Source organism: Dokdonia sp. Hel_I_53, from assembly GCF_007827465.1.
Taxonomy (GTDB): Bacteria; Bacteroidota; Bacteroidia; order Flavobacteriales; family Flavobacteriaceae; genus Dokdonia.
The window spans coordinates 503,126-520,980 of the sequence record NZ_VISL01000001.1; the positions used below are offsets into that span (position 1 = coordinate 503,126).

18 protein-coding genes are annotated in these 17,855 nt (G+C 34.2%); 17 read left to right on the forward strand and 1 reads right to left on the reverse strand.

The window, feature by feature from the left end:
• Positions 1-24: 24 nt before the first annotated feature.
• The 4 genes from OD90_RS02240 to OD90_RS02255 all read left to right on the forward strand — a co-directional run bounded on the left by OD90_RS02240 (position 25) and on the right by OD90_RS02255 (position 3,465).
• A complete protein-coding gene (locus OD90_RS02240) occupies positions 25-1,458 on the forward strand; it encodes an ATP-dependent RecD-like DNA helicase (RefSeq protein ID WP_144665953.1) in 1,434 nt (477 codons plus the stop codon).
• A 62-nt stretch (positions 1,459-1,520) separates the two neighbouring features.
• Complete coding sequence (locus tag OD90_RS02245; protein WP_144665956.1) at positions 1,521-2,081, forward strand: DUF4126 domain-containing protein; 561 nt, start codon at positions 1,521-1,523, stop codon at positions 2,079-2,081.
• A gap of 105 nt (positions 2,082-2,186) precedes the next feature.
• Complete coding sequence (gene kdsB, locus OD90_RS02250) at positions 2,187-2,906, forward strand: 3-deoxy-manno-octulosonate cytidylyltransferase (RefSeq protein ID WP_144669617.1); 720 nt, start codon at positions 2,187-2,189, stop codon at positions 2,904-2,906.
• Between the two features lie 4 nt (positions 2,907-2,910).
• A complete protein-coding gene (locus OD90_RS02255; RefSeq protein WP_144665959.1) occupies positions 2,911-3,465 on the forward strand; it encodes a 1-acyl-sn-glycerol-3-phosphate acyltransferase in 555 nt (184 codons plus the stop codon).
• A 70-nt stretch (positions 3,466-3,535) separates the two neighbouring features.
• Here the strand turns inward: OD90_RS02255 and OD90_RS02260 are convergent, their stop codons facing one another.
• Positions 3,536-4,027, reverse strand: coding sequence for a Dps family protein (locus OD90_RS02260; protein ID WP_144665962.1), 492 nt, complete (start codon positions 4,025-4,027; stop codon positions 3,536-3,538).
• Between the two features lie 163 nt (positions 4,028-4,190).
• Here OD90_RS02260 and OD90_RS02265 point away from each other — a divergent pair, with 163 nt between their 5' ends.
• The 13 genes from OD90_RS02265 to OD90_RS02325 all read left to right on the forward strand — a co-directional run bounded on the left by OD90_RS02265 (position 4,191) and on the right by OD90_RS02325 (position 17,828).
• The gene (locus OD90_RS02265) at positions 4,191-5,186 is read left to right on the forward strand and encodes an SDR family oxidoreductase (RefSeq protein WP_144665965.1); all 996 of its coding nucleotides are present in this window, start codon (positions 4,191-4,193) and stop codon (positions 5,184-5,186) included.
• 36 nt (positions 5,187-5,222) lie between these two features.
• Entirely contained in the window at positions 5,223-6,503 is a 1,281-nt protein-coding gene (locus OD90_RS02270) for a nucleotide sugar dehydrogenase (RefSeq protein WP_144665968.1), read from the forward strand.
• A gap of 122 nt (positions 6,504-6,625) precedes the next feature.
• Positions 6,626-7,183 carry a dTDP-4-dehydrorhamnose 3,5-epimerase gene (rfbC, locus tag OD90_RS02275; RefSeq protein WP_144665971.1) on the forward strand — a complete coding sequence of 186 codons (558 nt, stop codon included), beginning with the start codon at positions 6,626-6,628 and terminating at the stop codon, positions 7,181-7,183.
• A complete protein-coding gene (gene rfbD, locus OD90_RS02280) occupies positions 7,183-8,073 on the forward strand; it encodes a dTDP-4-dehydrorhamnose reductase (protein ID WP_144665974.1) in 891 nt (296 codons plus the stop codon). The genes rfbC and rfbD overlap by 1 nt, the downstream gene beginning before the upstream one ends.
• Positions 8,070-8,879, forward strand: a complete 810-nt coding sequence (cysQ, locus tag OD90_RS02285; protein ID WP_144665977.1) for a 3'(2'),5'-bisphosphate nucleotidase CysQ — start codon at positions 8,070-8,072, stop codon at positions 8,877-8,879. The genes rfbD and cysQ overlap by 4 nt, the downstream gene beginning before the upstream one ends.
• Before the next feature lie 5 nt (positions 8,880-8,884).
• Complete coding sequence (locus tag OD90_RS02290) at positions 8,885-9,892, forward strand: NAD-dependent epimerase/dehydratase family protein (RefSeq protein ID WP_144665980.1); 1,008 nt, start codon at positions 8,885-8,887, stop codon at positions 9,890-9,892.
• Between the two features lie 98 nt (positions 9,893-9,990).
• On the forward strand, positions 9,991-11,385 hold the full coding sequence (locus OD90_RS02295) for a UDP-glucose 6-dehydrogenase (RefSeq protein WP_144665983.1): 1,395 nt from the start codon (positions 9,991-9,993) through the stop codon (positions 11,383-11,385).
• A 22-nt stretch (positions 11,386-11,407) separates the two neighbouring features.
• A complete protein-coding gene (rfbB, locus tag OD90_RS02300; RefSeq protein WP_144665986.1) occupies positions 11,408-12,466 on the forward strand; it encodes a dTDP-glucose 4,6-dehydratase in 1,059 nt (352 codons plus the stop codon).
• Positions 12,467-12,469: 3 nt separating this feature from the next.
• Positions 12,470-13,339 carry a glucose-1-phosphate thymidylyltransferase RfbA gene (rfbA, locus tag OD90_RS02305; RefSeq protein ID WP_144665989.1) on the forward strand — a complete coding sequence of 290 codons (870 nt, stop codon included), beginning with the start codon at positions 12,470-12,472 and terminating at the stop codon, positions 13,337-13,339.
• 5 nt (positions 13,340-13,344) lie between these two features.
• Positions 13,345-14,223, forward strand: coding sequence for a methionyl-tRNA formyltransferase (locus OD90_RS02310; RefSeq protein ID WP_144665992.1), 879 nt, complete (start codon positions 13,345-13,347; stop codon positions 14,221-14,223).
• Positions 14,220-15,371: a dTDP-4-amino-4,6-dideoxygalactose transaminase gene (gene rffA, locus OD90_RS02315; RefSeq protein ID WP_144665995.1), complete on the forward strand. Its 1,152-nt coding sequence runs from the start codon at positions 14,220-14,222 to the stop codon at positions 15,369-15,371. Before OD90_RS02310 ends, rffA begins: the two co-directional genes overlap by 4 nt.
• A 1-nt stretch (position 15,372) precedes the next feature.
• Entirely contained in the window at positions 15,373-16,533 is a 1,161-nt protein-coding gene (locus OD90_RS02320) for a TDP-N-acetylfucosamine:lipid II N-acetylfucosaminyltransferase (protein WP_144665998.1), read from the forward strand.
• A gap of 5 nt (positions 16,534-16,538) precedes the next feature.
• On the forward strand, positions 16,539-17,828 hold the full coding sequence (locus OD90_RS02325; RefSeq protein ID WP_186434700.1) for an MOP flippase family protein: 1,290 nt from the start codon (positions 16,539-16,541) through the stop codon (positions 17,826-17,828).
• Positions 17,829-17,855: the final 27 nt, after the last annotated feature.

Genomic DNA, 17,855 nt, shown 5'->3' on the forward strand with positions numbered 1-17,855 from the left:
TTTAGTGCGCTTCTAAAGAGATTTATGGTTAAAGATGCCCCATCGTTTTACAAACAACTTTACAAGGATTTTGAACATACACCTACCTTAAAACAAGACCGATTACTCCAACAGCTAGCTACTTTTTTATTTGACACAAATAAAGATAAACTGTTTGTTCTCAAGGGGTTTGCGGGTACTGGTAAAACAACTGTTATAGGTACAGTTGTTAAAAATCTTTGGCACGCAAAAATGTCATCTGTTCTTATGGCTCCTACAGGTCGAGCTGCAAAGGTTGCAAGTAATTATAGTAAAAAGCAGGCATTTACTATTCATAGAAAAATTTATTTTCCAAAAAAAGAACGTGGAGGAGGTGTTTCTTTTAGTTTACAACCTAACAAACATCGTAACTGTTTATTTATAGTAGATGAAGCTTCTATGATTTCTGACAGAGCAGCAGAGTCTAAATTTTTTGATAATGGATCTTTACTAGATGATATGATGCAATATATTTATAGTGGTTATAATTGTAAGCTATTATTGGTGGGGGATGAAGCGCAACTACCTCCTGTAAAATTAGATATCTCTCCTGCCTTAGATATTAAAAACTTATCCCTTCATTACAATAAGCAGGTAGAGACACTTCAACTAGATGAAGTAATGAGACAAGCAGAAGGTAGTGGGATTTTAATGAATGCAACCGCATTAAGAGAACAGCTTTCTGAAGGTTTTTATGAAGATTTCAAATTTGATCTTAATGGTTTTGATGACATTATCCGCTTAGTAGACGGGCATGAAATAATGGATGCCATTAATGACGGTTATAGTAAGGTAGGTACAGAAGAAACTGCCATTATTGTACGTTCAAATAAAAGAGCAAATTTATATAACCAGCAAATACGTAGTCGCATTCTTTTCCAAGAAGAAGAAATTTCTGCTGGTGATCACCTCATGGTTGTGAAGAATAACTACTTCTGGCTTGACGCAAAAAGTGATGCTGGCTTTATTGCAAATGGAGATATTATTAAGATTTTAGAAATTCTTGCAATCAAAGAGCTGTATGGGTTCCGCTTTGCAGAAATAAAAGCGCAGATGGTTGATTACCCGCATATGCAACCCATTGAAACGGTAATCATGCTGGATGTTTTAACAATGGAAACACCAGCACTACCTTATGAAATGGGTGATTCGTTGTATAAGGAAGTACAAAAAGATTATGTAGATGAAAAGTCTAATTATAAGAGGTTCCAAAAGATTAAGAACAATAAATATTTTAATGCTTTGCAAGTTAAATTCTCCTATGCTATTACGTGTCATAAGTCACAGGGGGGGCAATGGGAAAACGTTTTTATAGAACAACCGTACTTACCTGATGGTATGAGTAAGGATTATTTGAGGTGGTTGTATACAGCAATCACAAGATCGAAGAGTAGGTTATATTTGATAGGTTTCAAAGATGAAATGTTTATTGAGAATTAATAAAATAAGAACATTTATTTAATTTAGGTAATTCTAGTGTTTAAGGAAACAGTTGAGATGATATGAATGCAGAATTAGTTATAAGTATTATTTTGGGTTTTTCTCTAGCGGCTTCGGCAGGATTTAGAGTCTTTGTGCCATTATTAGTATTAAGCGTATCATCTTATTTTGGATGGTTTGTAGTAAACGACTCTTGGCAGTGGTTAGGAAGTACAGCGGCACTTGTATTATTAAGTGTAGCCACTATAGTTGAAGTAGGTGCTTATCTAATTCCGTGGGTAGACAATACTCTAGACACCATTTCGGTTCCAATTGCCGCAATAGCAGGCACACTACTCATGGTGGCCACAATGAGTACGTTAGATCCAGTGATAACCTGGTCACTTGCTATTATTGCAGGGGGAGGTGCGGCAGCAGCAATTTCAGGATCTACAAGTGTTACAAGATTAGGGAGCACAGCCACAACTGGAGGTCTTGTAAACCCCGTTATTTCAACTACAGAAACGCTGGCAGCAACAACTATCTCTACCGTGAGTATATTTTCTCCTATTATAGCGCTCCTTTTGTTATTTGCTACGTTTTGGTTTTTATTTAAATTAATCAATAAAATAAGAAAGAAGTAACTGTTTCAATTTAGCTAACTTTGTTTTCAAATTAATGGAAGTACGCTTTCGCGAAAGCGTGCTAAACTCATTTTAGATGTGATTGAGAAATTAAAAGTTATAGCCATGATTCCTGCGAGATATGCCGCATCTCGTTTTCCTGGTAAAATGATGGCTGACCTTGCGGGTAAACCTGTTATTGTACGTACTTATGAGAGTACAGTGGCAACTGGTTTATTTGATCAAGTATATGTGGTGACTGATAATGAAGAGATTGCACAAGCTATAAATAATTATGGTGGAAAAGCTATAATGAGCGTAAATGAGCATGAGTGTGGTAGTGATCGTATTGCAGAAGCTGTACAGCCACTCGATGTGGATATAGTTGTAAATGTTCAAGGAGACGAACCCTTCACCACAAAAGAAGATTTATCACCATTACTTGATGTGTTTTACGAGACTGATGCTGACAAAATAGATCTCGCTAGCGTGATGATGCCCATGTCTTCACAAACTGATATCGAAGATCCAAATAATGTAAAAGTAATCGTAGATACAAAAGATTTTGCTTTATATTTTTCACGATCTCCTATTCCTTTTATTAGGGACATAGCTTCAGAAACAGTGACACATAAGCATAAAGGAATTTACGCATTTAGAAAAAAAGCATTATTAGATTTTGCTGAAATGCAAATGACTCCACTTGAACGTGCTGAAAAAGTAGAATGTATACGCTTTTTAGAATATGGGAAAAAGATAAAAATGGTGCGATCCCCTAGGCTTGCTATTGGTATAGATACGCCAGAGGATTTAATAAAAGCAAATAAAATTTATAAAAATAATTAACCATATGGGTATAGCTAAATGGATCTATAAGGATATTTTAGGTTGGAAAATTAATGGAGATTTTTCTCAAGATACAGTGAAAAAAGCAGTTATTGCCGCTGTGCCTCATACGAGCTGGCATGACTTTTACGTGGGGATACTACTTAGAACTGTACTTGGTGTAAAAATAGGATTTATAGGTAAAAAGGAACTTTTTAAATGGCCCTTAGGACCTATTTTAAGGATGATGGGTGGAGCATCTCTAGATCGTACTCCAGGACAGGATAAAGTGAAAGCTATAGCTAAAGTTTTTGATAACAAAGACGAATTTAGAATTACTATTGCTCCAGAAGGTACTCGTAAAAAAGTAGATACACTTAAAACGGGATTTTACTATATAGCACTCACTGCTGGAGTACCTATTATCATGGTTGCTTTTGATTTTGGTAAGAAAGAACATCGTATCTCTAAGCCTTTATATCCATCTGGAAATATCCAAGCAGATATGAAAATAATAAATTCTTTTTTCAAAGGAGCAGTAGGTAAAGTGCCAGAATATAGTTATACACCCGAAGTTTAGATAAAGTACTAAAGCAAAAAAACCTCGAGAGATACATCTCTTGAGGTTTTTTGTTAGCTTAATGAGCTGTTTAGGCTTTTTCGTAAGTTCCAGCTGTCTTCTTCCTCCATGCGTCTAGCATCCAGCTTGTTTTTTCTAATTCTCTTATGTAGGCACCTACTAGATCGATAGTACCTTCATCGCCCGCCTCATCAGCTTTATTTACTACAGAAGTTAATTGCTTAAGAATTTTCCCATGATCTTCTAAAATGGTATCTACCATATCACGGTCAGATAGATCTGATTTTGACTCTTTAATGCTCGAGTTTTCTAGATAGTCAGAAAGGTTGCTCACTGGAGCAAAACGCAATGTGAGAATACGTTCTGCTATTTCATCAATTTTTATTTTTGCATCATCGTAGAGTTCCTCAAACTTAACATGTAAGTCAAAAAAGTTTTCTCCAGAGACATTCCAATGGAAATTTCGTAACTTTTGGTAGTATACGTGATAGTCAGAGAGCAGCGTATTGAGTTCGTTTACGGTATATTTTGTTTTTTCTATATCTAAATTCAGATAATTCATATTATTTGTTTTTTTTTATAAAGTTACAAATACGATCTTTTGTCAATTATTTTATCAATGTTATTAGCATATATTTAACCTTAAATACTATTAAAAGCTTAAATAGTTTCTCAACAAAAAAGCTTTTCAAAAGACTTATATTTGCCGAAATAAAATTTAAATTATGCAAGAAATACTTACTCAACTTGATGGTAAGAAAGTATTAATTACAGGCGGAGCTGGTTTTATAGGGTCTAATTTATGTGAAGTCTTAATTGAGAATGGTGCAGAGGTTGCATGTCTTGATAACTTTGCCACAGGCCACAAATATAATTTAGATGCTATCATTAGTCACCCAAATTTCACCCTTATAGAAGGTGATATCCGTGATATTACAACCTGTCATCAGGCTGTTTCAAATGTGGATTATGTGTTGCATCAAGCTGCATTAGGCTCTGTGCCTAGATCAATTAAAGATCCAGCTACCACTAACGAAGTAAACGTGGGGGGATTTTTGAATATGCTGATCGCCTCTAAAGATAAGGGGATAAAGCGTTTTGTGTATGCAGCGAGTTCATCTACCTATGGTGACTCTGTGGGGCTTCCTAAACAAGAAGATATTATAGGAAAACCGTTATCACCTTATGCCATCACAAAATATGTAAATGAATTATATGCAGATGTTTTTCATAAAACCTACGGGATAGATTGTATTGGACTACGCTATTTCAATGTGTTCGGTAGAAAACAAGACCCAAACGGGGCTTATGCTGCAGTAATTCCTAAATTTACTAAACTCTTGATGAATCACGAATCACCTGTCATGAATGGTGATGGAACCTATTCTCGTGATTTCACCTATATTGATAACGTTATTCAGATGAATATTCGAGCCATGCTTACTCAGGATAAGGAAGCCATGAATACGGTTTATAACGTGGCTTATGGGGAAAGGACAGATTTGAATGAATTGGTTGCTGTTCTTAAAACTGAGTTAGGCCAATTTGATGAAGCTATTACAACTGTAGAAGTAAAATACGGATCGAAGAGGGCAGGAGATGTACCTCATAGTCTTGCAAGTATCGATAAGGCTAAAAGTCGTTTAGGCTATGATCCCCAATATAGTATTAAAGATGGATTGAAAGAGGCCATGTCTTGGTACTGGAAGAATTTAAAATAATATTGATTCGCTTTCGCGATAGCAAGAAAAAATAAAATGACAAAAATTAAAGTAGGAGTAATAGGTTTAGGTTATGTTGGCCTACCATTAGCGAGATTGTTTGCAACAAAATATGATACAGTAGGTTTTGATATCAATCAAAACCGTATTAAAGAATTAAATTCTGGTACCGATAGTACACGTGAACTCTCAGATGAAGTTTTACAGGCGGTTTTAAAAAACGAAGCCAATGATTCTAATGGTCTCTACTGTAGCGCTGATATTTCTGATATTGCAAATTGCAATTACTATGTTATTACAGTACCTACGCCAGTAGATAAAAATAATAGACCAGTCCTCACGCCTCTTTATAAAAGTAGCGAGACTGTAGGTAAGGTTCTCAAAAAAGGAGATATTGTTATATATGAAAGTACCGTTTACCCTGGAGTTACAGAAGATGAATGTGTTCCTGTTTTAGAGCGCGTGAGCGGACTCAAATTTAATGAAGATTTTTATGTAGGATATTCTCCAGAAAGAATCAATCCAGGAGATAAAGAGCATACTGTAGAAAAAATTCTTAAAGTTACTTCTGGAAGCACACCGGAAATAGGTAAGAAGGTAGATGATTTATATGCTTCTGTGATAACCGCTGGGACGCACTTAGCGCCTTCAATCAAAGTGGCCGAGGCTGCAAAAGTTATTGAAAACTCACAACGTGATATAAACATTGCGTTTGTAAATGAGCTGGCTAAGATTTTTAATCTTATGGACATCAACACACACGACGTACTTGAAGCTGCTGGTACAAAATGGAATTTCCTTCCATTTAAGCCAGGTTTAGTAGGGGGCCACTGTATAGGTGTAGATCCTTACTATCTCGCTCAAAAAGCTCAAGAACTTGGGTATCACCCTGAGATTATTCTTGCCGGTAGAAGGCTTAATGACAGTATGGGAGCATACGTTGCTTCAGAAGTTGTGAAGCTTATGCTTAAAAATGATATTAAGATTAAAGGGGCGGATTTATTGCTTTTAGGAATTACATTTAAAGAAAATTGCCCAGATGTAAGAAATACTAAAGTTGTTGATGTTATAAAGCACCTCAAGGAATTTAGTATCAATGTTACCATTTACGATCCTTGGGTAAATGCTCAGGAGGTGAGAAATGAATATGGATTAGAGGCTGTAACAGAACTTCCGAATCAAAAGTTTGATGCCATTGTTCAAGCTGTATCACACAAAGAATTTGAATCATTAGAACTTAATGAGTTAAAGAAGTCGAATTCGGCTGTTTATGATGTTAAAGGGGTGCTAGGTAGTAGGGCAGATGGTAAGTTATAATAAAATTTTAAATCTAGATTAATTACATAGTATATAATGAATTCAACAGATTGAATTATTTTAATGTCTCTGTGTTGGTTTATCTCTTGTAAACTTTTTAATTTTCAAATTAAGTTTAGATCGTGCAATATCAAAAAACAAATTTCAAAGATTTGATAATCTGTTCACCTACTGTCCACAGTGATGAACGTGGCTATTTTTATGAGTCTTTTCATCTTAAAAGTTTTCAAGATTTTACGGGTTTATCACCACAATTCGTTCAAGACAATCAATCTAGATCGGGATTTGGCGCATTGAGAGGATTGCACTTTCAGACTGGGAAGGATGCACAATCTAAACTGGTACGAGTCTTAGAAGGGGAAGTGCTTGATGTAGTTGTTGATTTAAGAAAAGAGGAAGCTACTTTTGGGAAGACATTCTCTATTCAGTTGTCTGCTCAAAATAGAAAACAACTTTTTATACCCAAGGGAATGGCCCATGGCTTTATTACCCTTACAGAATATGCCACTTTCGCATATAAATGTGATGCGTATTATAATAGCAAGAGTGAAGGTGGTATTGCTTATAATGATACTACACTCTGCATAGATTGGATGTTACCATCTTCTAACTTTATTATTTCTGAAAAAGATCAAAAAAATCATCCATTTAAAGATTTACCAAAGGACTATCTATTTTAATGAATCAGACTAGTGAGGATAGCGTAAGGGATAAAATAAAAATTCTCATTACCGGTGCTGCTGGGCAAGTCGCTCAAGCGCTAAGAGAGGAGGCTCCTAAGTATAATGGTCTTGATTGTGTATTTCTTGATAAAACAATTTTAGATATCACTTCTTCTTCTAGTATAAGAGAAGCTATTAAAAACCACACTCCTGAATTCATTATAAATACTGCAGGGTACACAGCTGTAGACGCTGCAGAAGAAAATAGAGAGCTGGCATTACAGCTCAATTCTCGGGCTATACGTATATTAGCTCAAGAGTGCAAATCTAAATGTATTGGGTTGATTCACTTGAGTACAGATTATGTTTTTGATGGCAAGAAAACGAGCGCATATATAGAAGGAGATAGAACAAATCCGCAATCGGTTTATGGAGTAAGTAAACGAAGAGGAGAAAAAGCCATTTTAAATGCTAAACTGCCTGTATATGCTATAATTAGAACATCATGGGTCTATAGCACTTACGGATCTAACTTTGTAAAAACGATGTTGAGATTAGCTAGAGAGCGTACTGAGGTTTCTGTTGTTAATAATCAGATAGGAAGTCCTACCTACGCTAATGATTTAGCAAACGCACTATTGACAATTTGTACCAAGGTTACAGAAAAAACATCTGGAATTTATCATTACTCCAATAAAGGTAAAATAAGTTGGTATCAATTTGCTAAGGCTATTTTCAAGTATACAGCTACTTCTATAATAGTTAATCCTGTAGGAAGTGAGCATTACCCTGTAAAAGCTAAGAGGCCTAAAAATAGTGTTTTATCAACAGATAAAATAAGTGAATCTTTTAATTTAGAAATTTTAGACTGGAAAGTTTCTCTTCAAAAAATGCTGTCTAGAGGATGATTGAAAACTATTGGAAAGACTTTGCGGTAAAAGCTGCAATTAAAGCAGGACAAGCGATTTTAGATTTTTACAGTGATGGATTTTCAGTAAGCCAAAAGATTGATACATCGCCAGTAACAGAGGCAGACGTTACTGCACACCAAATTATCGAAAAGATTTTATCAAAAACTAACATTCCAATTTTGAGCGAAGAAGGGAAGAGTATCTCTTACAAAGAGCGTAAAGATTGGAATCAATTTTGGATGATAGACCCTTTAGACGGTACTAAAGAATTTATAAATCATAATGGGGAATTCACAGTAAACATTGCGCTTATTTCAAAAAAAAAACCTGTTTTTGGGGTTATTTTTGTTCCAGTAACTAATTCCATATACGTTGGTGGCAATTCCATAAATGATTCTTTTAAATTAGAGAATTGCAATTTAAAAACTTCTTTTGAAGACGTTTTTGAGAGTGGATATTCGCTTTCGCAAAAGCGTATTATGAATTTAAAAAATAGACCACGTACAATTTTAATAAGTAGATCTCACCTAAACGACATGACATTAAGTTATCTGGAGGAAAGAAAATCTTCATTATCTGTTTTGAAATTAAAAAAAATGGGAAGTTCTTTGAAATTTTGCGTCATAGCGGAAGGACTGGCTGATGAATATACTCGCTTTTCTCCCTGTATGGAATGGGATACAGCCGCTGGAGATGCGATTTGTCAAGGAGTGAATATTACAATCCTGCAGCATGGTAAGGAAAAACCATTGTGTTACAACAAGGAATCATTAGTAAACCCTAACTTTGAAGTTCTCTTATAGATTATATGAAAATTTTAGTTACTGGGGCTGCAGGCTTTATAGGATATCATTTATGTGAACGGTTACTTAAGGAAGGTCACCAAGTGGTAGGGATTGATACTATAAATGATTATTACGATCCACAACTTAAATTTGATCGACTGAAAGAGCTTGGCATCAAGCCAGAAGAAGCCACGATTTGGAAAAAGCAATGCCAGAGCAACTTATACTCAGAGTTTAAATTTATTAGGTTAGAAATACAAGATCGTAATGAAGTGCCAAAGTTATTTAAACTGCATGGTTTTGACCTTGTATGTAATCTTGCGGCACAAGCAGGAGTACGATATTCGATAGAAAACCCTGAGACCTATGTGGATACGAATATAACAGGTTTTTTAAATATATTAGAAGCTTGTCGCCATTATGGAGTCAGAAGATTAGTTTATGCAAGTAGCTCCAGTGTGTACGGTAATAGTGAAGAAGTACCTTTTAAAGAATCCCAATCTGTGGATAAACCAATAAGTATTTATGCGGCCACGAAGAAGTCTAACGAGTTAATGGCGCATACCTACACCCATTTATTTGGTATTGAGACTATAGGCCTTCGTTTCTTTACGGTGTATGGACCGTGGGGAAGACCAGATATGGCCATGTTTTTATTTACAGACGCAATATTAAAGGGAAAACCTATTAAAGTATTTAATAATGGAAATTTATCACGTGATTTCACCTATATATCCGATATTATAGCGGGTGTCTCAAGTGTAATCAACAACGAATACAACAAACGGAGTGTTATATTTAATATGGGCAATAGTCGTCCTGTACAGTTAATGAGTTTTATTGCTGCTTTGGAAGAGCAATTAGTCATGCGCGCGCAAAAGGTTATGATGCCTATGCAAGATGGAGATGTAAATCAAACTTGGGCAGATGTGTCTGCCTTACATGATGAATTTGGCTATGCTCCAAAGGTCTCTGTTAATAAAGGGATTTCTGCCTTCGTAGATTGGTATAAGTATTACTATAAGGTGTAAGTACGCTTTCGCGAAAGCGTAACTCATAAGTGTCTAATTATAATTTTAGTTAGCCAGCACTTTATTTATTTCTATATTTGCAATCTTAAAAAAAATGCATGTTAATTAAGAATATTTGCTGTATCGGTGCTGGATATGTAGGAGGGCCTACGATGTCTGTCATTGCTCAAAATTGCCCTGATATTAATGTGACAGTAGTAGATCTTAATGAAGGTCGTATTGCTGCTTGGAATGATCAAAATTTAGATAATTTACCAATATATGAGCCAGGACTCTCCGAGGTAGTTTCCGAAGCGAGAGGAAGGAATTTATTTTTTTCTACTGAAGTAGACAAAGCAATAGATGAGGCTGATATGATTTTTATATCTGTAAACACACCTACTAAAACCTATGGTGTAGGTAAGGGAATGGCTGCAGATCTTAAGTATATAGAGTTGTGTGCCCGCCAGATAGCTAGGGTATCAACTACAGATAAAATTATTGTAGAAAAGTCAACGCTACCCGTAAGAACGGCTGAGGCGCTTCAAAATATACTGCATAATACGGGTAATGGGGTTCAGTTTGATATTTTGTCTAATCCAGAATTTTTGGCCGAAGGCACCGCTATCAAAGATTTACAGCATGCAGATCGTGTGTTAATAGGTAGAGAAGAAACTCAAAGAGGCAGAGATGCGGCACAAGCATTAGTTGATATTTATGCGCACTGGTTACCTAAAAAACGAATATTAACTACTAATGTATGGTCTTCTGAGCTATCTAAGCTTACCGCAAACGCATTTCTAGCACAGCGTGTAAGTTCTATAAACGCGATGTCAGAATTGTGTGAAGTAACGGGTGCAGATGTGCAAGAGGTTGCTAGGGCAATTGGTGCAGATTCTAGAATTGGATCAAAATTTTTAAAGGCCTCTGTAGGTTTTGGAGGTTCTTGTTTTCAAAAAGATATTTTAAATCTCGTTTATATTGCTAAAAGTTATGGACTTCATGAGGTAGCAGATTATTGGGAACAAGTGATCATCATGAACGATCATCAAAAAAGAAGATTTGCAGAAAAGATTGTAAAAACACTCTTTAATACCGTTTCTGGTAAAAAAATAGTGCTGTTAGGGTGGGCCTTTAAAAAGGATACGAATGATACAAGAGAATCTGCCGCGATATCTATAGCAGATTATTTGTTAAATGAGCAAGCAGAGATTGTAGTATACGATCCAAAGGTGTCTGAAGAGCAAATTCTTGCAGATCTGGATTCTTTGAATACACGATCTGAAGCAAAAAATAGGAAACTAGTTACAGTAGTACAGAATCCTGAAGAAGCTTTTGAAGATGCTCATGCTGTTGCAATAACGACGGAGTGGGATGAGTTTATTTCTTACAACTGGAAAGAAATACACAAGAAGATGTTGAAGCCTGCCTTTGTTTTTGATGGTCGCATGTTATTAAATCAAGACGAGTTAAAAAATATCGGTTTTGATGTATATACTATAGGAAGAGGTTGATTTACTTGATAAAAAAAAATAAATGGAAAACAAAAAAACGATACTGATTACTGGTGGAGCGGGTTTTATTGGTTCTCATGTAGTAAGAAGGTTTGTAACAAATTATCCTGAGGTAGATATTTATAATCTTGATGCTCTTACCTATGCGGGTAATTTAGAAAATCTAAGGGATATTGAGAATAGACCTAATTATTTTTTTGTGAAAGGAGATATAACCGACACTGTATTTATAAATAAGTTATTCCAAGAACATAAATTTACAGGAGTTATTCATTTGGCTGCAGAGTCTCATGTAGACCGATCTATTAAGGATCCTATTAGTTTTGTTACTACAAATATAGTAGGGACAGTAAATCTTTTAAATGCTTTTAAAGGTGTATGGGAAGGCAACTTTAAAGATAAACGTTTTTACCATGTAAGCACTGATGAAGTTTATGGATCATTAGGTGAATCAGGTTTATTTACTGAAACGACAAGTTATGATCCTAATTCTCCATATTCAGCTTCTAAAGCTAGCTCAGATCACTTTGTAAGAGCATACGGTGAAACATACGGACTTCCATATGTTATATCAAATTGTTCAAATAACTACGGACCTAATCATTTTCCAGAGAAGCTAATACCGCTTTTTATTAATAATATTATTAATTATAAACCATTACCTGTATATGGAGATGGTAATTATACACGTGATTGGTTATATGTTGTGGATCATGCTATAGCAATAGATCTAGCATTCCATAAAGGAAAAAATCACGAAACTTATAATATAGGTGGTTTTAATGAATGGAAGAATATTGATCTTGTGCGCTTACTTTGTAAAGTGATGGATGAAAAGTTAGGGAGAGCGATAGGAACTTCTGAAAAACTCATCACATACGTAAAAGATAGACCAGGCCATGATGTGCGTTATGCTATTGATGCCAGTAAAATAAGTAAAGAATTAAATTGGAAACCTACAGTAACTTTCGAAGAAGGTTTAGAGAAAACGGTTGACTGGTTTCTTTCCAATACAGAATGGTTAGCTAATGTAACTTCTGGGGCTTACAGGGAGTACTATACATCAATGTATACTAAATAAATTATGAAAGGAATCATACTTGCTGGTGGATCTGGCACACGTTTACATCCCTTGACTCTTGCCGTGAGTAAGCAGTTACTGCCTATTTACGATAAACCAATGATATATTATCCACTTTCAGTCTTGATGTTATCAGGAATACGTGAAATTCTCATCATCTCTACCCCACACGATCTCCCTAATTTTGAAAGACTATTAGGAGATGGATCTAGATTTGGAATTAATTTAAGTTATAAGGAGCAGCCTTCCCCTGATGGGCTGGCCCAAGCCTTTATTATAGGTGAAGAATTTATTGGAAATGATGATGTTTGTTTAGTACTTGGAGACAATATATTCTATGGAGCTGGACTTCAAAAACTATTGGCAGAAGCCGTTCAAACTGTAGCCCAAGAAAATAAAGCTGTTGTTTTTGGAAATTATGTAAACGATCCAGAACGTTATGGAGTTGCAGAGTTTGACGCAGAAAATAATGTTTTAAGTATTGAAGAAAAACCAGAAAACCCTAAGTCTAACTTTGCGGTTGTAGGTTTGTATTATTATCCTAATTCTGTAGTTGAGATTGCAAAAAAAGTAAAGCCATCACATAGAGGAGAGCTAGAAATCACTTCAGTTAATCAAGAGTACCTCAAAAGAGAACAGCTCAAAATGCAAATTTTGAGTCGAGGTTATGCTTGGTTAGATACGGGTACCCATGAAGCGCTTACGGAAGCCACGGAGTTTGTTAAAGCAGTAGAGAAAAGGACAGGATTAAAGATAGCTTGCTTGGAAGAAATTGCTTATAAAATGAAATTCATAAATGATTATGATCTAAATAATATATTACAAGAAAAGGTAAAAAGTGCCTATCACAGGTATCTACAAGGAATATCTTAAAAAATATGTCAAAATTTACATTATATCTTTTAACTAAAAAAGGTTTTGATTGCTTAAAATATTTGGTAGGCAATCTAACATACAAGAATAGTTTGTCTCAAATCGTTATAGCTAGAGACAAAGGGAATAAAGAAGATTATTATAACGAAATTAAAACTCTTTGTACTAAAGAAGGTATAAGTGTTTTTGATCGAGTTAGTCATGAAATCAAAGAAACTGACTATGGTGTTGCAATAGGGTGGAAGTGGCTAATTAATGACTGTAAAAATCTTATTGTAATACATGATTCACTATTGCCTAAATACAGGGGCTTTTCACCACTAGTAAATATGCTAATAAATGGAGAAAAAACAATAGGCGCTACAGCTATTTTTGCTTCTAAAATGATGGATGAAGGCGATATAATTACTCAAGAGAAAGAATTAATTGAATATCCAATTAAAATTAATGATGCCATTGATATAATGTCAAAAATCTATGTTAGAATAATTAAAAAAATTTTTAAAATTCTTCACGAAACAGGATCGTTAGATGCAATTCCACAAAATGAAGAACTAGCTACATATAGTCTTTGGAGAGATGAAGATGATTATTTGATTAATTGGAAAACAAATGCGGTTTCAATTGAACGATTTGTGAATGCTGTTAGTTATCCATATAGTGGAGCAATAACATTTCTAAGTGATGATACTTTATTAAGATTAATTGAAGTAAAAGCATTACCAAAGTACAAATTTGAACATAACTGCGAAGGAAAGATTTTCATGTATAAGGATGGATTTCCTTTAGTAGCCTGCAAATCTGGTGCGATTGCTATTTTAAAAGCAGTAGACGATTCAGGTGAAATATATTCTTTTAAAAGATTAAGACAGAAACTTAAATGAAGATACCATTTAACAAACCATATTTCACTGGTAAAGAAACATTATATATCGAGGAATCTGTAAATTCAGGTAAAATTTCAGGTGACGGTCTTTTTACAAAAAAGTGTCATGCTCTTTTTCAAGAGAATTATGGATTTAAAAAGGCTTTACTTACAACTTCTTGTACGGATGCTTTGGAAATGGCTGCTATTCTCATTGATATTCAGCCTGGCGATGAAGTGATCATGCCCTCATATACTTTTGTATCCACTTCTAACGCGTTTGTGTTGAGAGGTGCAAAAATAATTTTTGCAGATAGTAGAAAGGACCATCCAGGTATTGATGAATCTAGCATTGAAACTCTTATAACAGCGCGTACAAAAGCAATTGTTCCTGTTCATTATGCGGGAGTAGCTTGTGATATGGATATCATAATGAGAATTGCAAAAAAAAATAATTTGTTTGTAATAGAAGATGCCGCTCAGGCTATTGATAGCTATTATACAAATTATAAAGGAGAAAAAAAGAGATTAGGGTCGATAGGTCATCTTGCTGCATTTTCTTTTCATGAAACTAAAAATATAATTTCTGGTGAAGGTGGCTTACTTGTCATAAATGATAACCGATTTAATAAACGTGCTGAAATTATAAGAGAAAAGGGGACCAATCGTTCTCAGTTTTTTAGAGGAGAGGTTGATAAATATGGATGGGTAGATATAGGAAGCTCTTTTTTGCCTAGCGACATCATTGCAGCGTTTTTATTTGCGCAATTAGAAAATATAGATAGTATACAAGATAAGCGTAAGGAAATTTGGAATAGATATGATCAAGCGTTTAGAAGGAATTCTAATATATTAAAAGACGCGAAGCTGCCATTTATTCCGAATTTTGCAACAAATAATGCACACATGTATTATATAGTCTGTAAGGATAAAAAGCAACGTAAAGACTTCCTTAGCTATTTGAAATCAAATGATATTTTGGCTGTTTTTCACTATCTATCATTACATAAAAGTCCATATTTCACAAACCAATATCAAGGTGATAGCCTAACAATGGCAGATCATTATTCAGATTGTCTTGTGAGATTGCCGCTATTTTATGAATTAAATAAAATACAGCAAACCCTTATCATCGACACGGTTTTGAAATTTTTTAAAGACCTATAGTTTGAGTGATATTATACATATAGCTACTGATGAGAAATTCATCAACAATGCAAACTGGTTGTTTGAAGAATCTTTTCCAGGTAAGAATCAGTTCTATATTTTAGTTCCTGAAAAAGACAGCGTGTTAATTCATGTGAAAGAGGGGAGAAATATTACTAAAATATCACAAGACACAAAATCACTAAAAAAATTATCTAGTACTGTTACTACTGAGTCTACTTTAGTTATCCATGGCCTTTTCTATCACTCTAGTGTTTTTGTAAATTTTTTGCATAGCGGTATTAGAGTTATATGGATGCTCTTTGGAAAAGAATATCACGAAAATCCTAAATTTAAGATCCAATCAACATTATATGGAAATAAAACTAAAAGTTATTTTCGATTAAATAGTTTTAGTAAAAATATCTCTCGGTTTGTAAAAAACTATTTTAGAGATTTATTTTACTTATACACAAAGTCAACCTTAGGACCATTTAAAGAAATATATAAAGCCTCAAAAAAAGTAAACTTTATTGGGATCCTTTACAAGGAAGAATTTGATGAAATAGCGGAAGTATTAAAAAATAAAGATGTGAATTTTCTCAAATTTTCTTACTACCCAATAGAGAAAATGGTAAATAATATAAATGCTAAAGTAAAAGGGCACAATATATTATTAGGAAATTCTTCAAACATGTCTGGTAACCACATAGATGCTTTAGATATACTTAAATCCAAAGGTATAGGAGATAGGAAAATTATTTGTCCATTAAGTTATGGAGATCCCAAATGTGCTGTCTTAATTGAGAAATATGGAGTTGAATTATTTAACAATAATTTTTTACCATTAATTAATTTTATGCCATTACACGAGTATAATTCTTATTTAGAGCAATGTGGAATTGTAATCATGAATAATTATAGACAGCAAGCAGTGGGTAATATTATGACCATGTTGTGGATGGGGGCAAAGGTCTTCTTAGATAAGAGAAATACAACATACAACTACCTTAAGAGAATAAACGTTCATATCTTCTCTATTAATAGTGATTTGAACAATTCAGACGCTTTTAATTTGTTGACTGAGGAACAAATTACTCATAATAGATCCATTCTAATTTCAGAAATAGGTCATGAAAAATTGCAGCAAAATCTGGAAAATGCATCTGATATTTTTATTTAATGAGTTTGAAAAGGCAAATTTTTTCAGGAGCTAAATGGTCAGGTATAGGGACTTTATCTTTAGCAGTAATTGCTATATTGAAGGTTTCCATTTTAGCACGTTTATTAGAAAAAGAGGAATTTGGCCTAATGGCTCTTGTTACTTTTGTAATGGGATTTATGAGTGTATTTAATGAGATGGGGCTATCTGCAGGTATTTTACATAAATCTGAAATCTCAGAGAAAGAGTACAGTACGTTATTCTGGTTTAATCTATTAGTAGGATTTGTTGTATATGGGCTATTACTTTTAGTTACTCCTTTAATAGCTTTATTTTATGAGGAGAATATCTTAAATTTTTTAATCCCACTAGTAGGTGTGAATCTTATAATTTCTAGTCTAGGTCAAATTTTCAGAACACGGGAACAAAAACTTCTTCAATTTCGGCATGTAGCCCTGATTGACATTTTTTCTGCGATTTTATCTTTAGGTTTCGCAGTTTACTTAGCATCCAATGGATATGGAATTTATTCACTTATCTATTCATATCTCTTACAGTATACAATATCAAATATTTGTGTTTTTATTTTAGGTTTGATTAAGTACGGGCTTCAATTTCATTTCAAAATTTCAGAAACCATTCCTTTTGTAAAGGTAGGTGGGTATCAAGTGGGGTCGCAAGTTATTAATTATTTTAACCGTGATTTAGATATTTTAATCATAGGTAAATTTTTTCCTGCAGAGGCACTTGGAGTATATAGTTTGGCAAAGCAGCTAGTGATGCGCCCCATGCAAATTCTAAACCCGATTGTAATTAAGGTTGCTTCTCCAACGCTCGCTTTATTACAAAACTCCCGAGAGCAACTGCAGAAAGGATATTTAAAATTGATTAATCTTGTAGCAACTGTTAATATACCTGTATATATTATATTATTTATATTCTCGCCATTTTTTGTTCAATTGTTTTATGGATCAGGTTTTGGTGAAGCCATATTATTGGTTCGCATTCTATCTATATTTATGTTAATACGTGCGATCTCATCACCTGTAGGAAGTCTTGTAGTCGCTACTGGAAGAACAGATCTTGAATTTATTTGGAATATTGCAACATTGGTAATTACACCAATATGTATTATGATAGGAGCAAAGTTTAGCTTATTAGGAGCAGCTATTGGAATGACAGTATCAACGATATTATTATTTGTGCCAGGGTGGCGTTTTTTGGTTTTTAGAATGACTCAGGTAAGCTTCAAAAATTATTTAGAAGCGCTTTTTATTCTCAATGTTGATTATATAAAGAAATTTTTAAAAAAATGAGTTATGCTGCTTACACTAAGAACTTTA